Genomic DNA, 25931 nt, shown 5'->3' with positions numbered 1-25931 from the left:
CCGCGGCGGTGGGCCCGCCGGTCAGGCTTACTGCGGGGCCGCGAAGGCGGCTGCGACGGGCTTGAGAGAACTCGCAATCATTGCACGCAACGATACACCGGAACGGTCATGGCTCTCTTCCGCTTACCGTTCCTTGGCAAGAGACAAACGAAGGGCAGCCGAGGCGCAATCCGGCTGCCCTTTCGTCGATCCGACGCCGCTCGATCACCGGCGCTGCTCGGGAGTCTGAGCCTTGAGCGCGTTCAGCAGCTCCCGGTTGAATTTCTCGCGTTCGTCATAGAACAAGCCGTGTCCGCTCTCCTCGAACGGCACGAGCGCGGAGCCCGGAATCGCTTTATGCTGCAGCTCGCCGAGCTTGAATGGGACAATGGCATCGTATTTGCCGTGAAGAATCGTCGTCGGCACCCGGACTAAGGGCAGCTCCGCACGCAGATCCTCGTCCCGCAGCGCCTCCATGCCGCGGATCGCGCCGTTGGCGGACGCTTCGAACCCGAGCCCGTCGAACCACGCGCGGAACGGTTCGCTGACCGGCTTATGGAAGAACGCGGCGCCGAAATCGGCGGTCGCTTTCGGCCGGTCCGTCTCCAGGCCTCCAATGATCGTCTCGTAATGGGAAGACGGCTGGCCGTAAGGATACTCGGGATGCCGCGTAATGTGCGGCGCCGCGGCTGCCGCCAAGATAAGCCCCCGCATTCGGCGCGCGGCATGTCGCGTGATGTACCGGATGCACACGGCCCCGCCCATCGAGAAACCGATCAGCGTGGCTTCCTGTAGGCCGAGCGCTTCCGCCACGACGCGGATATCGTCGGCCATGCGGTTATACGTGTAGCCGTGCAGCGGCGCGTCGGAATTCCCGAAGCCCCGCAGATCGATGCAGATGCAGCGGTAGCCGTGTCGGGACACGACGTTCGTCTGGTACTCCCACATTTTGCGGTTCGCCGGCCAGCCGTGGATGAACACGACCGGCCTGCCGCGGCCGACGTCCTCGACGAAGATTTTCACGCCGTGCTCCACCTCGACGTAGAAGCCCATCGTTCAAACCGCCTCCATTTCGCCCGTTTGTATATGTATACCGCGCCTCCGCGCGGATAGTCGCGATGTTTTAAAAAGCGGACACCGGATAGGCTCCTGCCGCATAAGCTGAACCGAGATATTCACCCATCCTTGCGTGTTCAAAAGGAGATCGATCTATGACTCGCTATGCGTTTGTTCCCGGCGCGCCCCAGGGGTATAGGGATTGCGGCTGCAACGGGCCTCGGAGCATGACCCCCGGCACGCCCGGATTTCCTCCCGGCGGTCCGGGCGTGCCGGGTGGACCCGGCGGTCCGGGCGGCGGACCTGGAGGACCTGGCTTCCCCGGTGGACCCGGCGGTCCAGGTTTTCCCGGCGGCCCCGGATTTCCTGGTGGACCCGGCGGTCCGGGCGGCGGACCTGGAGGGCCTGGCTTCCCCGGTGGACCCGGCGGTCCGGGATTCCCTGGCGGCCCCGGATTTCCGCCTGGCGGCCCCGGTTTCCCCGGCGGTCCCGGATTTCCGCCCGGCGGCCCAGGATTCCCCGGCGGTCCCGGATTTCCGCCCGGCGGCCCAGGATTCCCCGGCGGTCCCGGATTTCCGCCCGGCGGGCCTGGATTCCCCGGCGGACCTGGTTTCCCTGGTGGCCCTGGTTTTCCTGGCGGCCCTGGTTTCCCCGGATTCCCCGGATTCCCCGGTGGACCCGGCTTTCCACCTCAATTCGGATTCGTCCGCGTCTTCATTAACGGCGGCAACTTCTTCCCATGGATAACGAACGCCTACACGATCCGGCACTTCCCCGGCATGAACGTCGGCCAGGCGCTCGCCTCGACGGGCGTCGTCCGCTTCGGCAACAACGGCCGCATCATCTCGGTGAACGGCGTCGTCATCGCGGGCAATGTCGACCTGGTGCTTCGTCTCAACGGCCGTCCGATTCCGCAAACGCTGCTGTACCTTCCCGTTCACCGCGGCGATTCCGTCGGACTCGAGCTCTTCGTGACGGGACCGCGCAGCAACGATCCCGATGCCCCGGCATTCCCCGGCCAAGTCGAGAACAATTTCGACGAGCTGCAGCGTCTGGAAGCGGAAGAAGCGCAATAACGCCTCTCGCCACGCAATGCGCGGCATGCAAAAAATCGCCCGCGGCCTTCGCTAAGGCCGCGGGCGATTGCATGTCGATCCGACGTTTATATAAGAGCGGGACGAGCCGGCGATTATTCGCGCGCGCTTGCTTCTTCCTTGATGGCTTTCAGCCGTTTCATGACATCGTTCGCGCCGCGGCCGAAGTAGTCGTGCAGCTGGTTATACTCCGCATACAGCTTCTCGTAGACCGCGACGTTCGCCGGAATCGGCTTGAACGTCTCTTCGCGAACGCGGGCCATCGCGGCTGCCGCGTCCACGATATTGTCGTAGCCGCCTTTGGCCGCGCCGGCCGCGACCGCGCCGAACATGGCCGCGCCGAGCGCCGGCGTCTGCCTGGACGCCGCGACCTTGATCTCGCGGTTCGTCACGTCCGCGTAGATCTGCATCAGCAGGGCGTTCTTTTGCGGCAGCCCGCCGCAAGCGTACAGCTCGTGCACTTCCACGCCGTTGCCGTGGAAGGCGTCGATGATCTTCCGCGTGCCGAAGGCCGTCGCTTCGAGCAGCGCGCGATACACTTCCTGCGGCTTCGACAACAGCGTCAGGCCGACGATCATGCCCGTCAGATCCGTATCGACGAGCACGGAGCGGTTGCCGTTCCACCAATCCAGCGCGAGCAGGCCGGATTCGCCGGCGTTCAGCGCCGACGCCTGCTTTTCGAGCCATTCGTGCACGTGGATGTCCTCGTTCTTGGCGGCTTCGGCGACGTAGGCCGGAACCGCCTCGTCCACGTACCAAGCGAAAATATCGCCGACCGCCGACTGCCCGGCCTCATACCCGTAGAAGCCCGGAATAATGCCGTCCTCGACGACGCCGCACATGCCTTCGACCTGCTTCTCCTCGGAGCCGAGCAGCATATGGCAGATCGACGTGCCCATCGCCATGACGAGTTTGCCCGGCGTCACGACGCCGACGGCCGGCACGGCCGCGTGCGCGTCCACGTTGCCGACGGCGATCGCGGTGCCCGCGACCAGCCCCATGCGGGCAGCCATGCCGGCGGTTAATTCGCCGGCTTTCGTGCCGAGGGGAAGCACGCTGCCGCGCAGCTTCGTTTCGGCCAAATCCTCCAGCCTCGGATCAAGCGCTTTCAAGAACTCGCGGCTCGGATAGCCCTCCTGCTTATGCCAGACGGCTTTGTAGCCCGCCGTGCAGCTGTTGCGGACGATGCTGCCGGTCATTTGGCTGACGACCCAGTCCGTCGCTTCGACGAACTGATCCGCCGTCTCGTAGATTTCGGGCGCCTCGTTCAGGATTTGCCACGCCTTCGCGAGCATCCACTCGGAAGAAAGCTTGCCGCCGTAACGGGGAAGGAACGTCTCGCCGCGCGCCGCCGCCGTTTCGTTGATCCGGTTGGCTTCGTCCTGCGCCGCGTGGTGCTTCCACAGCTTCACCCAGCTGTGCGGGTTGTGCTTATGCGAGGGATCGAAGCAAAGCGGCTGTCCCGCTCCGTCGATCGGCAGCATCGTGCAAGCCGTGAAGTCGATGCCGAGGCCGATGATCTCGACCGGATCGATGCCCGATTCCCGCACGACCGCCGGTACCGATTGCTCCAGAACCTCGATATAATCGCGGGGATGCTGCAGCGCCCAGTCATGCTCGAGCCTAAGGCCGCTCTCCGGAAGACGCTCGTCGATTACGTTGTGGCGGTAAGGCGTCACATGCTCCGCGATTTCCGCGCCGTCGGACAAGCGGACAAGCACCGCGCGGCCGGACTCCGTGCCGTAATCCACGCCGATCGCATAGTTGTGCGTCATGATACGATTCCTCCTTGGTCTCGTTTACTTCTGCCCGTAGTAGGCGTTCTTGCCGTGCTTGCGCAAATAGTGACGGTCCAGCAGACGTTGATCCATCGGCGGCGCGGCCGGGTTCAGCTGGAACGTGTGCAAGGCCATCTTGGCCGTCTCTTCGACGACGACGGCGTTATGCACGGCGTTGTGCGGATCCTTGCCCCAGCAGAACGGCGCATGGCTGCAGACCAACGCGGCCGGCACCTGATTCGGATCGATGCCCCGCTCGCGGAACGTCTCGATGAGCACGTTCCCCGTCTCGAGCTCGTACGCGCCGGTGATCTCCGCTTCCGTCATCGGACGGGTGCACGGGATCTCCCCGTAGAAATAATCCGCGTGCGTCGTGCCCAGCGCCGGTATGCCGCGCCCGGCCTGCGCCCAGCTCGTCGCCCACGGCGAATGCGTATGCACGATCCCGCCGATGCCCGGGAACGCCCGGTATAGCGCGACATGCGTCGGCGTGTCGGAAGAAGGCCGAAGTCCGCCCTCCGCGACGTTCCCTTCCAAATCGACGATCACGATCTGATCGGCGCGAAGCTCCTCGTACGGCACCCCGCTCGGCTTGATGGCGACCAGGCCGCGCTCGCGGTCGATCCCGCTCACGTTGCCCCACGTAAACGTGACCAGGCCGTACTTGGGCAGCTCCATGTTGGCTTCCCATACGGCTTGCTTCAACGATTCCAGCATGTCCATTCCCCTTCCCGCAGTAAGCAAGACGGACGTCCGGCACCGCTGAGGGTCGAATCCGCTTGGAGTCGGCCCGGCGCTGACGTGCCGTCGCATCTAATCGACTCCATTATAACTTGTACGTACAAGTGTGTCACGCCTTAATTTGCTTCCTCCGCCGGAACCGGGCCCGTCGATTGGCGGATGATCAGCCTCGGGTCGTACACGATATCGCCGGTCTCGCCACCGTCGCCGCCCGGCTCGTCCATCAGCTTCATGAGCAGCGCCACGGCATCCTCGCCCATCCGCGTCTTGGGATGCTCGAGCGTCGTCAGCTTCACTTCCGTCGCCGTCGCCAGATTCGCGTCGTCGAAGCCGACCATCGACAGGTCGGCCGGGACGGACAAGCCGCTCAGCCGAATCACGTCCAGGAGGCGCACGGCCAGCTCGTCGTTATAGCAGACGATCGCCGTCGGCCGTTCGGCCGGATCGCGCCGAAGCAGCTCCGCCAGCGCTTCCGCCGGCTTCGTCCCTTTCTCTTCCGTCGCGTAGCGGATCAGATGATCCGGCTGCAGCGTCAGCTTCCGCTCCCGCAGGCAGCGCATGAAGCCGCGCATGCGGAACACGCCCTGGAAATCGTCCGTCTTGAAGAAGCCGGCGATCCGCTTATGGCCGAGCTTCGCCAGATGCTCCGCCGCGCGGAAGCCGCCCGTCTCGTCGTCGACCTTCAGGCATGGCGCGTCCAAGTCGCTGTAGCGTTCGTTCAGCATGACGAACGGAATCCGCCGCGCTTCGAGCGCCAGGAAATAATCGAGGTTAGGATTGCCCTCCGCGCTCTTCGTCGGCTCGATGATCAGACCGCCGAGCTGCTGCTGAAGCAGCATCGACTCCAGGCTCTCCCGCTCGCGCGCCTTCTCGTTGTCCGTGCTCGCGAGGAGCAGCCTCGCGCCCTGCAGCCGCAGCGCAGATTCCACGCCGCGCACGATGGTCGGGAAGATGTAATCCGAGATATGCGTCGTCATCATGCCGATCGTCAGCTTCTGCCGCGATTCCGCGCGCGCCCCGCCCCGCTCGGCCTCGGCGACGAACGTGCCCTTGCCCTGGGAACGGTACAGCCACCCCTCCGTTTCCAAATCGCCGAGCGCCTGACGTACCGTTTGACGGCTGAAGCCGAAGCGGCCGGCGATCTCGTTTTCCGAAGGGAGCTTGTCATGCGGCTTGAACTGCGCCGTCGCGATCCAAGAGACGATCTCCTCTTTCAATTGTATGTATTTGGGGGTTTGCTGTTCTTTCACTCGTGCACCTCATGCTTTCTTGCTTCCGCTGGCTTGTATGGGAGTAGTATAGCATACGCCCAACTTGTACGTACATAATAGGCGACCGGCCAACGCGCTCCCGCGAACCGCGCAAAACTAGACCTGCGTGCAATATACAGGTCCGTCCAGGGCAACGTAAACTGGAAGGGAAAGCATGCCATCCACACGGAAAGGGAGGCTCCGCATCATGCCCGAAGGGAACCGTTTCGTACGCTTGGCCATTTTCCTGCTCGCGCTGCTGTTCGCGGCCTGCATCGTCATCCAAGTGTATCTGGCCGGCATGGCCGTCTTGGTGAACGCCAAGCATTGGCGGGATCACGCGTCGTTCATCCACGTCTTCGAATTCGTTCCCGTCGGCGTCTTCGTTCTGACGTTCTTCGGACGCGTCCGCGGCCTCGTCCGCTGGTTCTCGCTGGCGTCGTACCTCCTCGTCATGCTGCAGTACATGACGGCGCATATCGGCGCGGACGCCCCTTATGTCTCGGCGCTGCATCCCGTCATCGCCATCGCGATGTTCTGGATGGCCGTCGTGACGGCGAGACGCGCTTACCGCGTCTGGCGCGGACGCCCAGGATAAACGGCAAAAAGCCGTCCAACGGGGCATCTCTCCCCGTGAACGGCTTCTCGCCCGCGCGCCCTCCGAATTCAGGCGAACGGTTATTGCACTTCAATCACGTAAGGGACCGTCACGACGCGGTCGTTCCGCTGGAACTGCCCCCATATCTTGTACAAGCCAGGCTCCGGGAACGACGTGTGAAACCGTGCTTCCGGTCCTCCGGCACCGTCCATGGCGTGCACGTGCAGATAATGCTTCGCGGCGGCATCCAGGATGACCACATGTCCGGCCGCCCCGAGGTACGGCTGCAGATCGCGGACGGCCTGCCCGTTCGCCGCATCGGCGAAGGAAAACGCGAGCTCCGCGTCTTCCCCGGCCTTCGGAGGCGATCCCAGCGAAAGCTTGACCGTCATGCCGTCCGCCGCTTGCTCCAGCTGCTTGTCCGCGGCCAGCGCAGGCTCGGTGTCCGCCGTCCGCTTCCCGTTTGCGCCAGCCTCCACCCAGACGCCCTGCCATTGCTGCTCGCCGACCTTCGGCTTGAAGTCGGCAATCAGCTTGTACCGTCCGGCGGAGGGCAGCGTCACGGGCACATCGAACACGCCCGGCTTCTCCGTTTCCCGGGGATGCAGGTGCATGAACGTCGACAGCCCCTGGCTGACGATAATCAGATGAAGCTTTTTCTCGTGACTGACTTGGAGCCCCGCGTCGGGCTTGCCTGCGGCATCCGTGATCGTAATGCGCAGCGTCGCGCGCTCCCCGGCTTTCGGCGCTCCCGTCGGCCAATCCCATGTCGCGTTGTCCGCCGCGCCCGTTTCCATGCTCATGCCGGGCATATCCATGCTTATTTTGCCGTTCGCATCTTCATGTTCATGTTCCCGGTCCTTGCCTATGTATGCATCCGCCGCTTCATGAGCTGCATGATCCGGAATCGCGTCCTGCGCTTGAGCAGCCGCGGGCCGGTCCTGCGGCTCCGCCTCGCCGTTCATCCAAAGTCCGATCCCGACGCCCGCCAGCAGCGACAGCGTCAGCACGATGCCCCGGTTGCGGGCTTGCTTTCCATTCATTTTCAACAGTCGCGTCCTCGCCTTCCGCCGGCGGGAACGCGATGACAACCGTCGTTTCCCGTCAGCTATATCCCTGCTTTAACCGCTCGATCATGTAGTTACGCACGTCCTCGGACAAATCCTCCCGGCGCAGGGCCAAGTCGATCGTCGCCTGCACGAAGCCCAACTTATCCCCGACGTCGTAGCGCTGGCCCTCGAATCGGAACGCGCTCATCGGGTTCGTCAAATTAAGGCGCTGGAGGCTGTCCGTCAATTGAATCTCGCCGCCCTTGCCGGGCTTGGCATGCTCGAGCAGCTCGAAAATGCCGTGCTCCAGCACGTACCTGCCGACGATGGCCAGATTGGACGGGGCTTCGCCCGGAGACGGCTTCTCCACGAGTCCGCGAAGACGGCCGTCGTCGCTGTCGGCCAGATCGACGATCCCGTACTTGTGCGTCTGATCCCAAGGCACCTCCATGACCGCGACGACCGACGACTCGCGCCGCTCGTACTGCTCGATCATCTGCGCGAGGCAGGGCCGCTCCGCTTGCAAGATATCGTCGCCGAGCAGCACCGCGAACGGCTCGTCACCCACGAAACGGCGCGCGCACAATACCGCATGGCCCAAGCCGAGCGGCGCGCCCTGCCGGATATAGACGATCTCCGCCAAACGGGAGATGCTCCGGACCAGCTCCAGCATTTCCGCTTTGCCCTGCGCTTCGAGCTCCGCCTCCAGCTCGAACGATTTGTCGAAATGATCCTCGATCGCCCGCTTGTTGCGGCCGCTTACGATCATGATGCTTTCGATGCCGGAAGCGACCGCTTCCTCGACGATATATTGAATGGCGGGCTTATCGATGAGCGGCAGCATTTCCTTCGGCTGCGCCTTCGTAGCCGGCAAAAACCGCGTGCCGAGCCCTCCTGCCGGAATAATTGCCTTGCGAACCCGTTTCTTTGCCATGTTCATGTTCGGTCCTCTCTTCTGTTTTGGCCACAATGCCTGATTTTATACGGTGAACGCCGCGAACGAACGCTGCGGGGTCCATCGGTAGTTCGATCCGCCGATTGCCGGCCGTACGGCGGAATCGCGGGCGAGGCGCCTCATTCCTGTTGAAGCTAACGTATCACGACCGAAGATCGGAAGCAATGACCCTTGACATTTATCCTTATTTATAATAATTTTAATTTAGTACTTATTATTAATTAGTTTCATTTCCAGAAGCTGCGGTTAAGAGTAGAAGGAAGCGACCGCCCACGCGCAGTACGTTCGCGGGTACGGGGCTCGCCGGATTGAATGCCGTCGCCGGCTCGCCCATGCGGACATCGGGCCAAAGTTTGCCGAGGGTGCGAAGTTGCGGCGGAAGCCGCGGTTATTTCGCCGGACGCCTCGGCAAAATAGAGGGGTATCCCGGGCGAATGCGCGCCTGCCGGCCGCAGCGCAAGCGCAGCAAGCTGCAACAGCGTAAGTACTCGATCTTATTTAAAAGGGAGATGCCGAACATGCCGACAAAAAAACTGCAAACGATCCTGAACAAACAAATCTCGACCTGGAGCGTCCTTTACGTGAAGCTGCACAACTATCACTGGTACGTCAAAGGAAACCAGTTTTTCACGCTGCACGTGAAGTTCCAGGAGCTCTACGAGGAAGCCACGCTGCATGTCGACGACATCGCGGAGCGGTTGCTGACGATCGGCGGCGCGCCTTACGCCACGATGGCCGAGCATCTGGAGTACTCCACCGTTAAAGAAGCATCGGGCAAAGAAACGGCCGGCGAGATGGTCGACGTCCTGATCGAGGACTTCACGAACGTCGCCTCCGAGCTGAAGGAAGGCATGGAAGCCGCCGAGGCCGCGGGCGACGAGACGACCAGCGATCTGCTGCTCGCCATTCACAAATCGCTCGAGAAGCACACGTGGATGCTTAAAGCGTTCAACGGACGCTAAGCGATTCCGCGAGAAAATCGGCAGCCGCAAGCATGCTCCCTGCCTATACCGAAGACCGTTATCCGCCGCGCATGCCGCCGGATGACGGTCTTCTTTTCTATGCTCCCGTCAACCGTACGAGAACCGCTGCCGGTATTTGCGCGGCGAGATGCCCTCGGCCCGCGTGAAGCACGAGGTGAAATACGCCGCCTGGTTGAAGCCGACCTCCTCCGCGATGCGGGCGACGGTGTGGTCGGTCTGCAGCAGCATCAGCTTCGCCTGCTCGATGCGGTGATGCAGCAGGTACTCCATCGGCGTGCAGCCGTAGATCCGCTGCATGCAGCGGGCGATATAGACCGGGTGAAAGTTCAGCCGGTCGCCGAGCTCCTGCGCGGTGACGGATTCGCGGTAATGCTTGCGCATATAGGCCGCGGCCAAGTCCGCGCACGCCGCCGCGGGCGTCGACTCTTCCTTCGCCATGGAAGCGGACAGCTGGCGCAGCACGTCTTGGAAGAGCGCCTGCTGATTCCATTTCGCGCTGCCGGAGTAAAAGCTTTGGTTCAGCTGGATCAGCTGCCCGATCAGCTCGTCCACCTTGCCCGGGTGCAGCAGCCGCGCGAATTGCGGGACTTGGATCTGAAAGGTATGCGTGGCGTACGACCACAGCGCCTGCGTGCGCTTCTCGTCGTACGGCTCGACGCCGTGCCTCGGCAGCTCGTCGTCGGTGACGGACCAGCTGCCCGTCGTCTGAAAGTGCAGCCAATAATAGGAGGTATGGACGTCGCAGCCCTTCGTCCCGTAATGGTAGCTGTCCGGCCTGAGAATCAGCGCGCAGCCTTCGCCGACCTCGAAGGTCCGGTCCTCCTCCCCCATGTAGAGACAGCCCTCGCGCACGACCAGCAGGTCGAACACCCCGACGTTCCGCCGGCTGACATGCCTGCCTCCCGGCGCGTAAAACGACGGTCCGCACAGCATGTAATGCGGCAGCGGCGGCACCGTGAACTGCAGCATGCTCATGAAAGCCCTTCCTTTCCCCGGCTGTCCTTCCCGGCCGATTCCAGAGGTTTGAATTTTGAAAGTTTCGGTTGAAAGCATCATACACTGCGCTCAGTATACCATCTATAATTTGAAAGTGAAACGCGCGCATGGCGCATTCGCAATCGTACGGCATCACGGGAGGTAAGCAAGCAGGATGAACGCAGCATCGGATCGCAAACGCGAGCTTCGCTCGTATTCGTTATGGTCATTGTCTTGGCCGATCTTCATTGAATTGTTTCTCGCCACGCTGCTCGGCACCGTGGATACGCTCATGGTCAGCCGGGTATCCGACGACGCCGTCGCGGTGGTCGGGCTGTCCAACCAGCTCTTCAACGGGCTGAATACGCTGTTCATGACGATCACCGGCGGCGCAGGCATCCTCGTCGCCCAAAAGCTGGGCTCGCGCCGGCCGGAGGAAGCCCGCACGATCGCCGTCATCGCGGCGAAGGTCACCGCGATCATCGGCATCGGCATCAGCGCGCTCCTCTTCCTGCTGCCGGACCAGATCGCGCGGCTGATCCAGACGCCGGAGGAGCTTCTCCCGCTGGCCCGCACCTATATCTCCGTCGCCGGCTGCGGACTCGCGCCCTTCGCCCTCTCGGCCGCGTTCAGCACCGTGATCCGCAATACGGGCAATACGCGCGGGCCGATGCTGACGGCGGTCGCCATCAACGTCCTGCACGTGCTGTTCAATTACGCGTTTATTTTCGGCGCGTTCGGCTTTCCGCAGTGGGGGTTGAAAGGCGTCGCGATCTCGACGTTCTCCTGCCGGATCATCATGATGCTCATCCTGGCCTACATGTTCGTCCATGCGTTCGAACGCAAGGTTGGAATCGCAGATGTTCGGCTGAGGGACCGCAAGCTGTTCAAGGAAGTGCTCCGCATCGGCTGGCCGCTCGGCGTCAATTCGTCCTGCTGGGTGCTTTCGCAGATGGTCATCTTCATGTTCCTGGCCGTCCTCGGCGCCAAGGAGCTCGCGACGCGGACGTATTTGAACACGCTCGAATCGTTCTGCTTCATGCTCGGGCTGGCCGTTGCCATGGGCGTGCAGATCAAGATCGCCCACCTCTTCGGCTCCAAGCAGTATCAGGAAGCGTACAAGAACGCGTACCGGGCGCTCTATATCGGACTGGCCATCGTCACGATCAACGCCGTGCTGCTCGCCCTGCTCGGCCGATGGTTCCTGGGCTTCTTCACCGAAGATCCCGCTATCATGCGCATGGGCATCTCGCTCCTCGCCCTCAACATCGTGCTGCAGCCGGGGAAAATGCTCAACATGGGCTTCAATTCCGGCCTGAACGCGGTCGGCGACACGCGCTTCCCGATGGTCACCGCCCTCTTCTCCATGTGGGGCGTCGCCACCGGCCTTTCGTATTACTTCGGCCTGCATCTGGGCTGGGGGCTCGTCGCCATCTACTGCTGCATGATCGCCGACGAATACGTGCGCGGCGTCCTCGCCTTCATCCGCTGGCGGCAGCGGAAGTATCTGAACCGCGCCGAACAGCGGGAGCTGCAGAGGGCGACCCCCGCGGCGCAGGGGATCGCTGCAAGCACGGGCAGCGGCGCGCCGTCTGGCGCGGAGGCGGCGGCCTCGAATGCCGTCGCCGCCCGCGCTTAAGGCGTGACGGCGGCGAGATGGGGCGCGGCGGGTTCAAGCGCAGCGCCATCGATTCTCGCCGCTCGCTTGGAGGGCGGCCATAGCTTTTCGACTTCGCGCTGGCCGGCTGCTACAAGCGCAGCTCGGCACCATTTCTCGCCGCTCGGTTGGCGACTCGCCCGAGCTTTCCGGCTTTATGCTGGAGCGGCTGCTTCAAGCGCAGCTCGGCAGCAATTTTTGCCGCCCGCTTGCGGCGCGTGCGCCAAGCTGCCGGCAAGCTGGCGGCAAGGGCACCATCGTCAATTCGAAACCTGCGCCATCATGCAAAGAAGAGGCTCTCCGACAAGGAGAACCTCTTCTTTGCATTTATTCGAATCTATGCCGCGAGCCGGCATCCCCCGCCCGTCCGTGGCGAGCATGGCAACGCATCGCCTTCGTCGCTATGCCTTCGGGGCAGGTCAAGACAATGCCGCTGCGCGACACCGACGCCGAATCGTCGGTTATTTCTTCTTGTTCGCCGCGATCTGCTCCGCCAGTTCGTTCAAATATGCCCAGCGGTCCATCAGTTCCTCCAGCTTCGCCTCAAGCGTCGCCTGCTCGGCGAGCAATTCCTGCAGCAGGCCGGAATCGCTGGCGGAAGCCTCCATTTTCTCCTGCACCTTCTGCAGCGCCGCTTCGGCTTTCGCGATATCCGCGTCGATCGTATCGAAATCCTTCTGCTCCTTGTACGTCATCTTCGTCGGCTTGGCAGGCTCCGTCTCGTCTTCGGCCGCCGGCTTCTTGGTCGCGGCGGCGTCGGCTTTGCGCTCGGCGCTTTCGTTCGCCGCCGCCCGTACGCCATGCGCGGCCGCGTAGGCCTGGTAATCCGTGAAGTTGCCGACATGCTGCTCGATGACGCCGTTGCCCTCGAACGCGAAGATCCGTTCCGCCGTCCGGTCCAGGAAGTACCGGTCATGGGATACCGTGAACACGACGCCGGGGAAGTCGTCCAAGTAATCTTCCAGCACCGTCAGCGTCAAGATATCGAGATCGTTCGTCGGCTCGTCCAGCAGCAGCACGTTCGGCGCTTCCATCAGGACGCGCAGCAGCTGCAGGCGGCGCTTCTCGCCGCCGGAGAGCTTCGCGATCGGCGTCCATTGCTGCGCGGGCGGGAACAGGAAACGCTCCAGCATCTGGCCCGCGGATATCGTCGAGCCGTCGGCGGTCGCGACCTGCTCCGCGCTCTCGCGGATGTAATCGATGACGCGCAAGCTCTCGTCCATCTCTTCGCGCTCTTGCGAGAACACGCCGAGCTTCACCGTCGGGCCGAGCTCGACGATGCCCTCGTCCGGCGCCAGCTTGCCGGCGATCAGCTTCAGCAGCGTCGACTTGCCGAGACCGTTGCGCCCGACGATGCCGACGCGGTCCTCCGGCACCGCGATGTAGCTGAAGCCGTCGATGATCTTGCGGCCCTCGAACGATTTACCCAGACCGTCAATTTCGAGAATTTTCCTCCCGAGCCGCGAGGAAGCGACGGACATTTCCAGCTTGCCGGCCGCCTTCTCCGGCCCTTGCGCGCTCAGCGACTCGAAGCGCTGAATCCGCGCCTGCTGCTTCGTCGAGCGCGCCTGAGCGCCTCGGCGCATCCATGCGAGTTCATTGCGCAGCAGGTTTTGCCGCTTGGATTCGGAAGCCGCCTCCCGCTCCTCGCGGTCCAGCTTCAACTCCAGGAACCGGCTGTAATTGGCGGAATAGAAGTACGCCTTGCCCTTGTCGAGCTCCAATGTCCGATTGCTGACTCGGTCCAGGAAGTACCGGTCATGCGTAATCATCAGCAGCGCGCCCTTGCGCTTCTGCAGCATGCCTTCCAGCCACGCGACGGATTCGTTGTCGATGTGGTTCGTCGGTTCGTCCAGCAGCAGCACGTCGGCCGGCTGAATGAGCGCCGCGGCCATGGCGACGCGCTTGCGCTGCCCGCCGGAGAGAATGCCGAGCTTGGCGTCGAAGTTCAGGATGCCGAGCTTCGTCAGCGCGATCTTCGCGTCGCTCTCGATGCCCCACGCGTCCGCTTCGTTCATCCGCTGGTTCGCGCGAACAAGGCGCTCCTGCAGCGCCTCGTCGCCGGGCTTCAGCTCCAATTCCCGCAGCGCCGCCGCATAGGCGCGCACGGCCTGCATCTGCGCGGAATCGCCGCCGAGCACATGCTCCAGCACCGTCTCCTCGGGGTCGAATTGCGGATCCTGCGACAGCATCCGCACCGTCGTCCCGCCGACGACGAGAATCGAACCCGCGTCGGGAGGCTCGATGCCCGCGACGACCTGCATGAACGTCGACTTCCCGGTGCCGTTCACCCCGATGATGCCGATTTTGTCGCCCGACTCCACGCCGAACGACACATCTTGAAACAATATTTTTTCGCCGTAGCTCTTCGAAATATGATCAACCGTCAATACGTGCATAAGTGCTCCCGCCTAACGTTAGTAAATCGCAATGCGCGGCAAAGCCGCCGCGCGTTGTCCTCATCCAAGCCAAGTGGCGTGGATTTCTCCGGAATGAAACGGCTGGCGCCCCCAAAGGAGACGCCAGCCGTTTCACCTTCTCTATTCACTTTAAACGAAGCCTACGCTCCGATCAAATCTTTCTTTGCGACTTCGCCCATCGTCTGCTCCGCGCGGATCGCGATCGCCGCCATCGTGCGGACCGCCTCCAGCGGGTATTTGCCGGCCGCCGTCTCGCCGGACAGCATGACCGCGTCGGAGCCGTCCCATACCGCGTTCGCCACGTCGCACGCTTCGGCGCGGGTCGGACGCGGGTTGCTCTGCATGGATTCGAGCATTTGCGTCGCGGTGACGACGAATTTGCCGGCGCGGTTGCAGGCGCTGATCATCTGCTTCTGCGCCATCGGCACGTCCTCGATCGGAATCTCGACGCCAAGATCGCCGCGGGCGACCATGATGCTGTCGGAAGCTTCCACGATCGCTTCGAGCTCGTCCAGGCCTTCCTGGTTCTCGATCTTGGACATGACTTGAATGTGGCCGGCGCCTTGCGCGGCCAGCATCGCCTTTACTTCCTGCACGTCTTCCGCGCGGCGGACGAACGACATCGCGATGATTTCCACGTTGTGCTCGATGCCGAAGGCGATGTGCAGCTTGTCCTTCTCCGTCACGCCCGGCAGGCTCGTGCGGATGCCCGGCAGGTTAACGCCTTTGCGGGATTTGATGATGCCGCCGTTCTGGATGACGCAGACGACGTCCGGTCCTTCGATGCGAACGACCTGCAGCTCGATCAAGCCGTCGTCGATCATGATGCGCGAGCCGACGGACACGTCTTGCGCCAGGTCGTACGAGACCGAGATCCGTTTCTCGGTGCCCAGGACTTGTTCCGTCGTCAGCGTCAGGAATTCGCCGGTCGCCAGCAGGTAGGAAGGCTCCTGCAGCAGTCCGGTGCGGATCTCCGGTCCCTTGATGTCCAGCATGATGGAGACGGGCACGTTCAGCTTCTTCGCGGCCGCGCGCACCAGCTCGAGGCGCTCCTTATGGTCCGAAAGCTCCCCGTGCGCCAAGTTCAATCGAGCTATATTCATGCCGGCCAGCAGCATATTCTCCAACATTTCTTCGGACATGCAGGCAGGTCCCATCGTGCACACGATCGCTGTCTTCTTCATTCTGCTCACTCCCAGATCCTATTTTCATCGCTTCTTTCATTGTAGAAGATCGATTGCGCGAGCGCGATGAACTATAGTACAGTAGCTGTAGAATAGTACGATGAAGAGGACGAAAGTAGCAGGAAGCGGATGAAGAAAGAGGAAACGGAGGCGACGCCATGTTCGACATCTTCGATATCCGGCAGGAACGCGGCATCCTGAAGAGCGAACAGCAGACGCTCGGCAGCGACAGCTTCACCCTGGTCTGGATCCGGTTCGGGCAGACGACTTACCGCCTCGCCGGGCAGTTGACCACGTGCCGCAAGAACGACCTGCTGCTCATTCCCGCGGGGGTGCCCGCGGCGGAGCTGCGCGGCGCCGGCAGCCTCCGCGAGAGCGTCGTCGTCCGCTTCAGCCCGGCGGATACCGCGACGGTGCTGCTGCTCCCCATTCTCGCCAGGCGGACGCCCCTGCGCTGGGTGACGCACATGCCCGAGCTGCTGCTCGAGAAGCTGCTTTATATCGTGGAGCAGTGGTCCGCGAGGGACCGCTACTTCTCCATCATGTGCGCGGCGCTGCTGACGGAGCTCATGGTCACGGTCAGCCGGGAGTACGACGAAGGCGAGAAGGCGCCCTCGTCCATTCACCATATCGAGGTGATGAAGCGGTACATCGACGACCATTACCGCGGCAAAATCACCAAGCTCGAGCTTGGCGGCTGCATCGGCGTCAGCCCCAACTACGCGGCCTCCCTGTTCCGCAAGGTGACGGGCATGACGATCAGCGACTACGTGCATCGCAGGAGAATGAAGACCGCGCTCTACATGCTTCGCCACTCGCGGCTGACCGTGCAGGACATCTCGGATCATCTCGGTTACAGCGATCCCTCGTACTTTAACCGCATCTTCAAACGCATCGCCGGCAAGCTGCCCTCCGATATCATCGCGGAGCGTTCGGGCAGGGATTAAGGCGCAGGCTACGCTTACCGAATCAAGCTCGTCCCGGTTAAAATAAAACTAAAACGCAAAAAGCCCGCGGACTGCCGTAAAGGCAGCCCGTGGGCTCTAAGCCAGATGCCAAGGAAACGTCTACACCATCTCCGTCCGCTGCGCGTCGAACTCCAGCTCCGCGTCGCCGGTCGGCGAGAGCGGAATCGCGATCATGCGCGCGGACTCCATCATGCGGAGCATGTTCTTCAGCTCGAACGGCGTGCGCACGCCGCGGGTCAGCCAATCGGAGATGTCTTCCGGCTCCAGGATGGCCGGCATTTGCGGCTCGTACGGCGCGATCAAGCCGTTGGCCTTGGTCATGAGCATCGTGCAGGTGCGCATCTCTTCCCCCGACGCTTGGCGGAACACGTCGTAGAGGCCGGCCACGGCGAACGTGCCGCTGCGCATCGTGATCTTGACGCGATGCACTTCCTTGCCCTCGGTGCGGGCGACGTAGAAGCCGGTGCACGGAATGATGCAGCGCTGCTTGTTGGCGATCCGCTCGTAGATCGGTTTCTCGAACAGCTTCATGCTGTCCATCCGCACGGAATCCTTCGCCCAATACGGCACCATTCCCCAGCGGAATTCGTCCAGGACCCTTTCGTTCTTGTGGTGGATGATCGCGGACACCGATTCCGTCGGGTGGATTTCATACCGGTTGGATGTATGGAACAGGACATTGTCGAGCCCGAAACGCTCCGTCAGCTCGGATGAAGCGGCCGTGATGGCTATCGCTTGACACATGGCGTAAACCTCCTCTTGTTTTGGCTATTATGGCCGGATTTTCCAGAAATATGTATGCGCCCGGCAATTCACCTAATCAATCCATCCAGAGGAGGTCCTGCCTGCATGAAAGAGAGGCCAAACGAGCCCGGCGCGGCGGATATGCCGCGTTTCTTCCGGGGGGAGCGGCTGCTGCCCTACGCCTCGCTGATCGACAACCCGATGCCGGTCTTCGTCAATCGCGTTCAAGAATCGTTCGAGCTGCGCATGCACGCGCATGATTTCATCGAAATCTGCCTGGTCGCCGAAGGCGCCGGCGTTCACTATATCGATACGGCGCAGCTGCCCGTGGCGCGCGGCGACCTGTTCTTTATTCCGGTCGGCATCGCCCACGTCTTCCGTCCGGCGGCGAAGGGCCGGCCGCTCGCGTTATACAATTGCATCCTGACCGCCGAGCAGCTCGGCAAGCTGCTGCAGGCCGTGCAGGCCGAAGAGGAGATCACCGCCTTTTACCGCGAGCTCGGAAACGGCCAGGCATGGTTCCATCTGCATGATCGCGGCGAGGCGGCACGGCAGCTCTTTCAACGCCTGCACCTCGAATTCACGGCGCGGAGGGCCGGTTTCGCGGCGGCGTTGTCCGCGCTGACGGTGGAGCTGCTGATCCTGCTGTACCGGCAGCGTACCGAGCAGCCTCCGCTCCGCCATGCGGCTTCCGACGAACCGGTCTCTTCTTCCATGCAAGAGCTGCTTGCCTACATCCGCGCGAATTGCGCCGCGGAGCTGCACGCGGCAGACATGGCGGCGAGGCTCGGCATCGGCGAACGCCAGTTCCAGCGAACCTTCAAGCGCGCGACCGGCGTGACGTTCCTCGGCTACGTGCAGAGCGCGCGCATCGACCTTAGCTGCAGGCTGCTGCTGGAGACGAAGGACGCCGTCGGCCATATCGCGGTCCGCTCCGGCTATCAGGACACGAAGTTTTTCAATCGGCTGTTCAAGCGGAAAACCGGCGTCACGCCGAGCGAGTACCGCGCTTCCTTGCACTCCCGGCAATCCATCGACAACTGAAAGCAAAAGCCGCGCAGACCGATGCGCGGCTTTCTTGCGTCTTCCTAAACTAAGGGATTTCGTATAAATTGCCTTTCGCGGGAAAGCCTGTAAGCATACCAATTCCGAATAACTTAGGGTGTGCGTCATGGATCATCGGCAGCAGCAACTGTCCCATATTCTTCGGCAATTCGACGACTGCGCGGATTTTACGCACAAAGCCTTCCCCGAGCTTCATGCGGACCTGCTCTATTTCGATCATATGGTCGACAGCCAGAAGCTTTATCGCGAAGTGACGGCGCCGATCCTGTCCGCTTCCGAAAGCGAGCTGCAAAATGCGCTGGATCGGCTGTCCGGCGCGCGCATGGAGGCGGACAGAGACATCGTCGTCGCGATCTTATCCGGTTCCGTCGCGTTGATCTATCGGGAGCAAGCCTACGTCATCGACATGTACAACCCGAAAGGCCGTTCCATCAGCCAATCGGAGAGCGAGACGACGATTACCGGGCCGCACGATGCGTTCAGCGAGCCCGTGGGAGACACGCTGTCCCTCATCCGCCGAAGAATCAAAAGCTCCCATCTCAAATGCGTGCGCATGAAGGTCGGCGAAATCTCCAAAACGGACGTCTTTCTCCTGTACGTCGCGGACATCGTGAACATGCATTACGTCGACGAATTGAGCAGGCGGATTCGCGGGATCGAAATCGATGCCGTCCACGACACGAACATGCTCGTCCAGCTGATCGACGACAGGCCAAGCTCGATCTTCCCGCAATTTTTTACGACGGAGCGCCCGGATGCGATCGCCTCCAAACTTGCCGCTGGCCGCGTCGTCGGGATTATGGACGGCAGTCCGTCCGCTTTCAGCGCGCCCACGTCGTTCTTCGAGTTTTTCACGTCCTCCGACGATTATTACCAGCGTTGGTCGCTCGGCACGGCAACGCGGGCGCTGCGGTTCTTCTCGTTCGCGGTCACGATTCTGTTCACCTGCTTCTACGTGTCGGTCACGACCTTCCACTACGAGATGATCCCGCAGAATCTGCTGCTGACGCTCTCCGAATCGCGCAGCCGGGTGCCGTTTCCCCCGGTATACGAGGCATTGCTCATGGAGCTCGTCATCGAGCTGCTTCGCGAGGCCGGCGCCCGGCTCCCGACCAAGATCGGGCAAACGATCGGCATCGTCGGCGGTATCGTCATCGGACAGGCCGCCGTCCAAGCCGGCTTCACGAGCAACATTCTCATCATCGTGGTCGCTTCCTCCGCGATCTCGTCCTTCGTCATGCCGAGCTATATCATGAGCGCATCCATCCGCTTGATCCGCTTCGGCCTGATTATTCTGGCGGGCATCTGGGGCAACCTCGGCATCACCGTAGGGGTCGCCTACCTAATCATCCATTTATGCCATCTGACGAGCCTCGGTTCCTCCTACATGACGCCGGTCGCGCCGCATAAACCGGGGGATTGGGCGGACGTCTTCATCCGCGCGCCGTTCAAGCTGCTGAAGACCCGGCCGTCGCAAGCCAAGAGCCCGAATCCGGCCCGCATGAAAATGAAAAAATAGGACGTGGTCATTTTGGTAGCGGTCAAGGAGAAGCTTGCTCCCTTTCATATCCTGGTCCTGATCTACATGACGCAAACGGGCGTCGTCATCCTGTCCCTCGGGCAGATGCTGGCGCAAACGTTCGGAATCAACGGATGGTTGGCGCTTCCGTTCTACGGCGTCATCGTCACGGCGAATCTGCTGCTGATCGGGCTGGTCTACCGGATGGGCCGGGGTAAATCCATCTTCGACATCATGGAGCGGCGGCTGCCCCTGCTGCTGCTATCGCCTCTCTATCTTCTGCTGACGATGGTATGGAGCATGCTGGCCTGCCTCGTCTCCATGGAATACGTGCTTATCTTTCAAATGATCGCGTTCCCGACGACCAACCCCGTCTGGTTCAAGATCGTCATCGACTTGCTCGCCTACTCGTTGTTTATCAAGGGCATTTATACGATATCGAAAGCAAGCACGGTATTCTTCTATCTAACGGTGTGGATGTATCTGTTCTCCAGCATGCTCTTCCATGAATATAGCTGGAATCGGCTGACGCCCTTTTTCTTTCAAGAGGGCGATTTCGCTCTGCCCGGCATGTCGGGGATCTACGCCGCCTTTCTCGGCTACGAGCTCGTCATGCTGCTGTTCGGGTACGTCGACCGCTCCGCGAAACTGATGAAGCTGGCCATTTGGGCCAATCTGCTCGTATTCGTCAGCTATATCTATGTCAGCATGCTGGTTTTCGGATTCTTCGGATTCGGCGAACTGAGGGAGATGCAATATCCCCTGATCGACATGTTCGCCTATGTGAAATTTCCGTTCATCGAACGAATCGAAAATCTGCTGTACGGCCTGCTGCTCTTCACGATGCTTGCCACGATGGCCATGTACTATTGGTCCGCGAACGAAGCGAGCGGTCGGCTGTTTCCGAAGCTTAAGCCTTCATACAGAGGCATCGCGCTGATCGCCGGCACCTTCTTCGTCGGCCTTATACCCGATACCTTGGCCGAAGTGAATGAGTGGCTGACCTGGTTCGGCATCGTCGAGATCGGCATCGCGTTCGGCCTGCCCCTGTTTCTGATCGCGCTGCTCCTGATCCGCAAAGAAAAGGAGGCCCCCGTCCATGCGTAACGCCCGCTGGAGAAGGCTGCCGCTGCCGCTCTTGCTTATCGCCGCTTTCGCGCTCGGGGGCTGCGGCGACCAGCGCATCCTGGAGCGGATCGGCTTCATCCAGTCGACCAGCTACGATCTGATGCCGAACGGGGAATTGAAGATCGCGGTCGCCATTCCGCGACTGGAGGCCGAGTCCAACGAGAAACGGGAAGTGCTCAGCACGACGGCGCCGACGAGCAAGCAAGCGCGCATCAAAATGTCCCGCGAAACGAGCCTGCAGCTGGTCAGCGGACAGCTGCGCGTCACGCTGCTCGGACGGTCCTTCGCCGAAGCCGGCATCGGGAACCAGCTCGATACGCAAATCCGCGATCCGGCCATCTCGCCGCTGATGAAGATCGCCGTCGTGAACGGCGACGCGGAGCAGCTGCTCAACCAGCGCTACAGCCAGCATCCGCGCACGGACCGGTATATCGAACGGATACTCGAGAAGGAGGCCGGCACGCATGCGATTCCGAAAGCGACCCTGCATCAATTCGTACGCGATTATTACGACGACGGCATCGATCCCGTAGCGCCGATGATCCGCAAAGCGGGCAAGAATATCGTCATCGACGGAATCGCGTTATTCCGGGACGACCGTTTCGTCTATCGTCTGCCGCCACAGGACGCGATGATCTTCGCATTCATGCGCAGCAGATTCAAGCAGGGCGAAATCGGCATCAACCTGCAGCACCAAGGAGCACCGCGGGAAGCGGTCATGGTCACGTCTCTCGTCAGCCAGCGCAGCGTGAAGGTCAGCGGATCCGGACCCGGCACGACCGTTACCGTGCGCGTGGCCTTAGACGGGACGGTACTGGAATACGTCGGCGGGCTCAAGCTCGGGAAACCGAAGGACCTGAGAAAGCTGGAACGCAAAATCGAAGCGTACGTGTCCGGGCAGGCGGAAGCGATGATGAAGAACATGCAGCGCGCGGGCGCCGACGGCATCGGCATCGGCGCGTACGTGCGCAACAGCATGAGCTATGCCGATTGGAAGCGGACGAACTGGCGCGAATTGTACTCGCAAATCGACGTGCGATGCAAAGTCAAGATGACGATCAAGAACGTTGGCAAAATGAAATGACCTCAGTCCGTCAGAATCACCGGACCGGCACCCGTAATGGCCACCGTATGCTCGTACTGCGCTCCCCAGGAGCCGTCGAACGTCCGGGCCGTCCAGCCGTCCGCGTCGATGGCGATGTCCGGACGCCCCGTCACGAAGATCGGCTCGATCGTGATGACCATGCCCTCCTTCAGCTTCCTGCCGGTCCCCGCCTTGCCCGTGTGAAGCACCTGCGGATCCTCGTGCATCTTCCTTCCGATGCCGTGCCCGATGAAGGCTTCCACGACGGCGAAGCGCTCCCGGTCCGCGAAGGCCTGCACGGCGCTGCCGACGTCGCCAAGCCGATTGCCCGCGACCGCCTGCGCGATGCCCTGATACAGCGCATTCTTCGTCGCGTTCATCAACCGCTCCATGTCGCGGTTCACCCGTCCGACCGCGTAGGTCCAAGCCGAATCCGCCAGCCATCCGTCCAGCTCGGCCACCATGTCGATCGTGACGATTTCCCCCTCCCGCAGCGGGACGTCCTTCGGGAGACCGTGGCACACCACGTCGCAGACGGAGGCGCAGGTGGCGTACGCATAGCCCCTGTAGCCCTTTTGGGCCGGCTTTGCCCCGCAGCTCTGCATGTAGGCCTCCGCGAACCGGTCGATGTCCAGCGTCGTGACGCCGGGCCTGATCCGCCTGCCGATCTCGCGGTGACAAGCCGCGACGACGCGCCCCGCCTTGCGAATGCGTTCGATTTCTTCCGCCGTTTTGAATTGAATCACGGGCCATCCCTCCAATAACGTCCTGCCGGGCAGCTGCATCGGGACCGGAAGCGCGAAGGCAACAAAAAAGCCTTGTCCCTATCGTACCGGGCAAGGCTTGGCTTTCATTCGATTAACTTACCGAGGAGCGAAGTCTCCCCATTTCATGCTCCACCACAAGCGTCAGTTCTTCTTCGTATCCGCCCATGATCCTATACTTGCGGATGTAATCCCTGACGAACTTCCGCGAGTCCTTCGGCTGAAAAATGCGCGTAAGCTCCACGAGGCTTTCTTTGACTTCATTATGGCTGCGTTTAGCCATGAAATCCCCTCCCTAGCATCGGTTGGTGGTTCTAACAAATACGGTCAGCGAATGTTGAACGATCCACAAAATGAAGGTGAGTCAGGAAGCTGATGGAGCAGCACTAAATTAAATTTTCTAATTTATCAATCAATTATAACATTTTAAACCGTGATATAAAAGCGCACCGGATTATTTTATTTGTTAACGCTCATTTCTTGTCGCTTTCCGCCGGCTCGGCGCCGGGCGCATCCATGTCCTGCGGGCGCGTCGTCGCAGCCGACCAGGCGCTGCTTTTATACATGCGCAGGTATGCGAATACGCCAACGATCGCGACGACGATGCCGAACAGGATGACCGCAGTCGTTATCCAGGGGCTAACCACAGTGCGCCCTCCCTTCGCTCCGGAATTTCCATATATAGGCTAATTATAGAGGAAAGGAATTACGCTTTCAATGCGGCGGACAACCGGCTACAGAAATGTAACATGTTACAATCAAGTTACCCTGCGAAACGTTCCGCTTCCCCATACAAGGAGCTCACCGTTATTATCGGCAATTCGCCCCTCCAACGTGAGCGTTCGCCGCGAACGGTGAATCAGCTCCGCTTCGCAGGTCAGCACGCCTTCCGACGAGCTTTGTAAATAATGCACGTTCAATCCGGTCGTTACCGTCCGTTCCTCCGGACACGCCAAAATCGCGACAAGGCCCATCGCATTGTCGAGCAGCGAAGCCAGCACGCCCCCGTGCACGATGCCCGCCATGTTCAAATGTTCCGGCCTCAATCGCAGCGATATCGCCGCCCTGCCCGGATCCGCGGACACCAGCTCGCAGCCCAGGTAGCCCCAAAACGTCTGCTTCGCCGCGGATTCCATCGCTTCCAGCGCCGATCGGCCGTCCTCCGAACGGTCATTCCCGCTTTCCTTCATGCTCCCCACCCTCATCGTTCCCGGCCGCGGCCAGTTCCTCGTCCTCCTGCAGCTTGCGCCGGAGCACCTTGCCGATCATCGTCATCGGCAGTTCGGAGCGAAATTCGTACACATGGGGCACCTTGAACACGGCCAGCCGCTCCCTGCACCAACGGTCGAGCTGCATGGAAGAGACGTTCACGTCCTTGCGCAGCACGACGAACGCCTTCACCGTCTCGCCGCGGTACGCGTCCTTCAAGCCGATGACGGCCGCTTCCTTGACGCCCGGGTGCTCATACAGCACCTCTTCCACTTCGCGCGGATAGATGTTGAAGCCCCCGGCGATGATGATGTCCTTGATCCGGTCGACGATGGTGAAGAAGCCGTCGCCGTCGATCTGCGCCAGATCTCCGGTTCGCAGCCAGCCCTCCTGCAGCGCCGCTGCCGTCGCCTCCGGCTTGTTCCAGTAGCCCTGCATCACCTGCGGGCCCTTGACCAGCAGCTCGCCGATCTCGCCCGGCGGCAGCGTCTCGCCCGTCTCCAGATCGACGACCTTGGCCAGCGTGCCGGGCAGCGGCAGTCCGATCGTGCCGATCTTGCGCTTGGTCCAGATCGGGTTCGCATGCGTCACCGGCGCCGCTTCCGTCAAGCCGTAGCCCTCGATCAACCGGCCGCCGGTAACCGCTTCGAACTGCGTCTGCACCTCCAAGGGCAGCGGCGCGGACCCGCTGATGCACGCCTTGATCGACGACAGGTCGTATTTCTTCGCCTCGGGGTGATTGAGCAGCGCGACGTACATCGTCGGCGCCCCGGGAAAGATCGACGGTTTCTCGTCGCGGATCGCCTTCAGCACGGCCTCGATCTCGAACCGCGGAAGCAGCACGATCGAACCCGCCTTCAGCACGGAAAAATTCATGATCACCGTCAGCCCGAACACGTGAAAGAGCGGCAGCGCCGCCAGAAAACGCTCCTTCCCCTCCTGCACCCGGTAAAACCACGCCTCGCACTGGGCCGCGTTCGCGATCAGGTTCCGATGCGTCAGCATCACGCCCTTGGCCGTGCCCGTCGTGCCGCCCGTGTACTGGAGCAGCGCGATATCCCGCTCCGGGTCGGGCGCGACCTCGGCCGGCAGCTTCGGGGCTTTCGCCATGAAGGACGCGAACCTCGTCACGCCGTCCTTGCCGTACGGAATCTGCGGCTGTTTGCCGGCGCGGCGCTGCTTGACGGGATAGAGCAGGTTCTTCGGAAACGGAAGTCCGTCCTGGATCGACGTCACGATGACCTTCCGCAGCTGCGGGACGGGACCGGACTCCGGCGTATCGCCCCGCACCCGCGCCAGCCGGGGGTACAGCATGTCGAGCGTGACGATGACGGACGCGCCGCTGTCCCGCAATTGATGCTCCAGCTCGCGCTCCACGTAGAGCGGATTCGTCATGACCACGACTCCGCCCGCAAGCAGCACGCCGAAATAAGCGATGACGGCTTGCGGGCAATTCGGCAGCATGACGGCGACGCGGTCTCCCTTGCCCACGCCGGCCGCTTGAAGACCTGCCGCCATCCGTTGCGCGGCGGCGAGCAATTCTTTGTACGTCGTCCGCTTGCCGAAGAAGAACAACGCCTCGTTGGCGGGATATTTGGCGGCGGCCTGGAGCAGCAGCTCGCCGATGGCGAGATTCGGAATTTCCACGTCCGGCGCCACTTCGCCGGGGTAATTGCGAAGCCAGGGCAAAGCGAGCTGATGGTCCATTTCCCCGCCTCCTAAAGTTTTTGT

Annotated in this window: 24 protein-coding genes and 1 pseudogene; 10 read left to right on the top strand and 15 right to left on the bottom strand. The window is 61.8% G+C overall.

Annotated features, from left to right (window positions below; all coding sequences use genetic code 11):
* Positions 1–204: 204 nt before the first annotated feature.
* Complete coding sequence (locus GT019_RS27070; RefSeq protein WP_161746571.1) at positions 205–1032, bottom strand: alpha/beta fold hydrolase; 828 nt, start codon at positions 1030–1032, stop codon at positions 205–207.
* A gap of 279 nt (positions 1033–1311) precedes the next feature.
* Between GT019_RS27070 and GT019_RS27065 the strand changes: the two genes are divergently transcribed.
* Together GT019_RS27065 and GT019_RS27060 are read left to right on the top strand one after the other, a co-directional pair.
* On the top strand, positions 1312–1782 hold the full coding sequence (locus GT019_RS27065) for a hypothetical protein (RefSeq protein WP_161746570.1): 471 nt from the start codon (positions 1312–1314) through the stop codon (positions 1780–1782).
* A gap of 32 nt (positions 1783–1814) precedes the next feature.
* Positions 1815–2111 (top strand): hypothetical protein, encoded by a 297-nt coding sequence (locus GT019_RS27060; protein WP_161746569.1) that lies wholly within the window; start codon positions 1815–1817, stop codon positions 2109–2111.
* A 113-nt stretch (positions 2112–2224) separates the two neighbouring features.
* On the opposite strand, the gene GT019_RS27055 is transcribed toward GT019_RS27060, so the two are convergent.
* From GT019_RS27055 to GT019_RS27045, 3 genes are all read right to left on the bottom strand, one after another.
* Positions 2225–3904 (bottom strand): ribulokinase, encoded by a 1680-nt coding sequence (locus GT019_RS27055; protein ID WP_161746568.1) that lies wholly within the window; start codon positions 3902–3904, stop codon positions 2225–2227.
* Between the two features lie 24 nt (positions 3905–3928).
* Positions 3929–4624, bottom strand: coding sequence for an L-ribulose-5-phosphate 4-epimerase (gene araD, locus GT019_RS27050; protein ID WP_161746567.1), 696 nt, complete (start codon positions 4622–4624; stop codon positions 3929–3931).
* A 140-nt stretch (positions 4625–4764) separates the two neighbouring features.
* Positions 4765–5898, bottom strand: coding sequence for a GntR family transcriptional regulator (locus GT019_RS27045; RefSeq protein WP_161746566.1), 1134 nt, complete (start codon positions 5896–5898; stop codon positions 4765–4767).
* Between the two features lie 208 nt (positions 5899–6106).
* Between GT019_RS27045 and GT019_RS27040 the strand changes: the two genes are divergently transcribed.
* On the top strand, positions 6107–6496 hold the full coding sequence (locus GT019_RS27040) for a DUF6220 domain-containing protein (RefSeq protein WP_161746565.1): 390 nt from the start codon (positions 6107–6109) through the stop codon (positions 6494–6496).
* An 80-nt stretch (positions 6497–6576) separates the two neighbouring features.
* Here GT019_RS27040 and GT019_RS27035 read toward each other — a convergent pair whose 3' ends face one another.
* Together GT019_RS27035 and galU are read right to left on the bottom strand one after the other, a co-directional pair.
* A complete protein-coding gene (locus tag GT019_RS27035) occupies positions 6577–7539 on the bottom strand; it encodes a hypothetical protein (RefSeq protein ID WP_161746564.1) in 963 nt (320 codons plus the stop codon).
* Positions 7540–7600: 61 nt separating this feature from the next.
* Positions 7601–8479, bottom strand: coding sequence for a UTP--glucose-1-phosphate uridylyltransferase GalU (galU, locus tag GT019_RS27030; protein WP_161746619.1), 879 nt, complete (start codon positions 8477–8479; stop codon positions 7601–7603).
* A gap of 539 nt (positions 8480–9018) precedes the next feature.
* Between galU and GT019_RS27025 the strand changes: the two genes are divergently transcribed.
* Positions 9019–9462: a Dps family protein gene (locus GT019_RS27025; protein ID WP_161746563.1), complete on the top strand. Its 444-nt coding sequence runs from the start codon at positions 9019–9021 to the stop codon at positions 9460–9462.
* Positions 9463–9570: 108 nt separating this feature from the next.
* Here GT019_RS27025 and GT019_RS27020 read toward each other — a convergent pair whose 3' ends face one another.
* Complete coding sequence (locus GT019_RS27020) at positions 9571–10458, bottom strand: helix-turn-helix domain-containing protein (RefSeq protein ID WP_161746562.1); 888 nt, start codon at positions 10456–10458, stop codon at positions 9571–9573.
* Between the two features lie 175 nt (positions 10459–10633).
* Between GT019_RS27020 and GT019_RS27015 the strand changes: the two genes are divergently transcribed.
* Positions 10634–12097, top strand: coding sequence for an MATE family efflux transporter (locus GT019_RS27015; protein ID WP_161746561.1), 1464 nt, complete (start codon positions 10634–10636; stop codon positions 12095–12097).
* A gap of 479 nt (positions 12098–12576) precedes the next feature.
* Here the strand turns inward: GT019_RS27015 and GT019_RS27010 are convergent, their stop codons facing one another.
* On the bottom strand, positions 12577–14514 hold the full coding sequence (locus tag GT019_RS27010) for an ABC-F family ATP-binding cassette domain-containing protein (protein ID WP_161746560.1): 1938 nt from the start codon (positions 14512–14514) through the stop codon (positions 12577–12579).
* 200 nt (positions 14515–14714) lie between these two features.
* Positions 14715–15719: pseudogene (gene pyk / locus GT019_RS27005) on the bottom strand (pyruvate kinase); the annotation flags it as partial.
* A 158-nt stretch (positions 15720–15877) separates the two neighbouring features.
* Between pyk and GT019_RS27000 the strand changes: the two are divergent.
* The gene (locus GT019_RS27000; protein WP_161746558.1) at positions 15878–16666 is read left to right on the top strand and encodes an AraC family transcriptional regulator; all 789 of its coding nucleotides are present in this window, start codon (positions 15878–15880) and stop codon (positions 16664–16666) included.
* A 120-nt stretch (positions 16667–16786) separates the two neighbouring features.
* On the opposite strand, the gene GT019_RS26995 is transcribed toward GT019_RS27000, so the two are convergent.
* Positions 16787–17431: an SOS response-associated peptidase gene (locus tag GT019_RS26995; RefSeq protein WP_161746557.1), complete on the bottom strand. Its 645-nt coding sequence runs from the start codon at positions 17429–17431 to the stop codon at positions 16787–16789.
* Positions 17432–17536: 105 nt separating this feature from the next.
* Here GT019_RS26995 and GT019_RS26990 point away from each other — a divergent pair, with 105 nt between their 5' ends.
* The 4 genes from GT019_RS26990 (at position 17537) to GT019_RS26975 (ending at position 22227) form a co-directional block, all read left to right on the top strand.
* Positions 17537–18475 (top strand): AraC family transcriptional regulator, encoded by a 939-nt coding sequence (locus tag GT019_RS26990; RefSeq protein ID WP_161746556.1) that lies wholly within the window; start codon positions 17537–17539, stop codon positions 18473–18475.
* Between the two features lie 127 nt (positions 18476–18602).
* The gene (locus GT019_RS26985) at positions 18603–20015 is read left to right on the top strand and encodes a spore germination protein (RefSeq protein ID WP_161746555.1); all 1413 of its coding nucleotides are present in this window, start codon (positions 18603–18605) and stop codon (positions 20013–20015) included.
* A 3-nt stretch (positions 20016–20018) separates the two neighbouring features.
* Positions 20019–21122 carry a GerAB/ArcD/ProY family transporter gene (locus GT019_RS26980; protein WP_161746554.1) on the top strand — a complete coding sequence of 368 codons (1104 nt, stop codon included), beginning with the start codon at positions 20019–20021 and terminating at the stop codon, positions 21120–21122.
* Positions 21115–22227: a Ger(x)C family spore germination protein gene (locus GT019_RS26975; RefSeq protein ID WP_161746553.1), complete on the top strand. Its 1113-nt coding sequence runs from the start codon at positions 21115–21117 to the stop codon at positions 22225–22227. Before GT019_RS26980 ends, GT019_RS26975 begins: the two co-directional genes overlap by 8 nt.
* 2 nt (positions 22228–22229) lie before the next feature.
* Here GT019_RS26975 and map read toward each other — a convergent pair whose 3' ends face one another.
* From map to GT019_RS26950, 5 genes are all read right to left on the bottom strand, one after another.
* Entirely contained in the window at positions 22230–22973 is a 744-nt protein-coding gene (gene map, locus GT019_RS26970; RefSeq protein WP_161746552.1) for a type I methionyl aminopeptidase, read from the bottom strand.
* 112 nt (positions 22974–23085) lie between these two features.
* Positions 23086–23274, bottom strand: coding sequence for a hypothetical protein (locus tag GT019_RS26965; RefSeq protein ID WP_161746551.1), 189 nt, complete (start codon positions 23272–23274; stop codon positions 23086–23088).
* A gap of 190 nt (positions 23275–23464) precedes the next feature.
* Complete coding sequence (locus tag GT019_RS26960) at positions 23465–23638, bottom strand: hypothetical protein (RefSeq protein ID WP_161746550.1); 174 nt, start codon at positions 23636–23638, stop codon at positions 23465–23467.
* A gap of 111 nt (positions 23639–23749) precedes the next feature.
* A complete protein-coding gene (locus tag GT019_RS26955) occupies positions 23750–24181 on the bottom strand; it encodes a PaaI family thioesterase (protein WP_161746549.1) in 432 nt (143 codons plus the stop codon).
* Positions 24162–25907, bottom strand: coding sequence for a long-chain-fatty-acid--CoA ligase (locus tag GT019_RS26950; protein ID WP_161746548.1), 1746 nt, complete (start codon positions 25905–25907; stop codon positions 24162–24164). Before GT019_RS26950 ends, GT019_RS26955 begins: the two co-directional genes overlap by 20 nt.
* Positions 25908–25931: the final 24 nt, after the last annotated feature.

The sequence above is a fragment of the Paenibacillus glycinis genome, from assembly GCF_009909185.1.
In the GTDB taxonomy this organism is placed as follows: Bacteria; Bacillota; Bacilli; order Paenibacillales; family Paenibacillaceae; genus Paenibacillus_Z; species Paenibacillus_Z glycinis.
The sequence above is the reverse complement of the archived record's forward strand: the minus strand, read 5'-3'. Positions and strand labels throughout refer to the sequence as shown.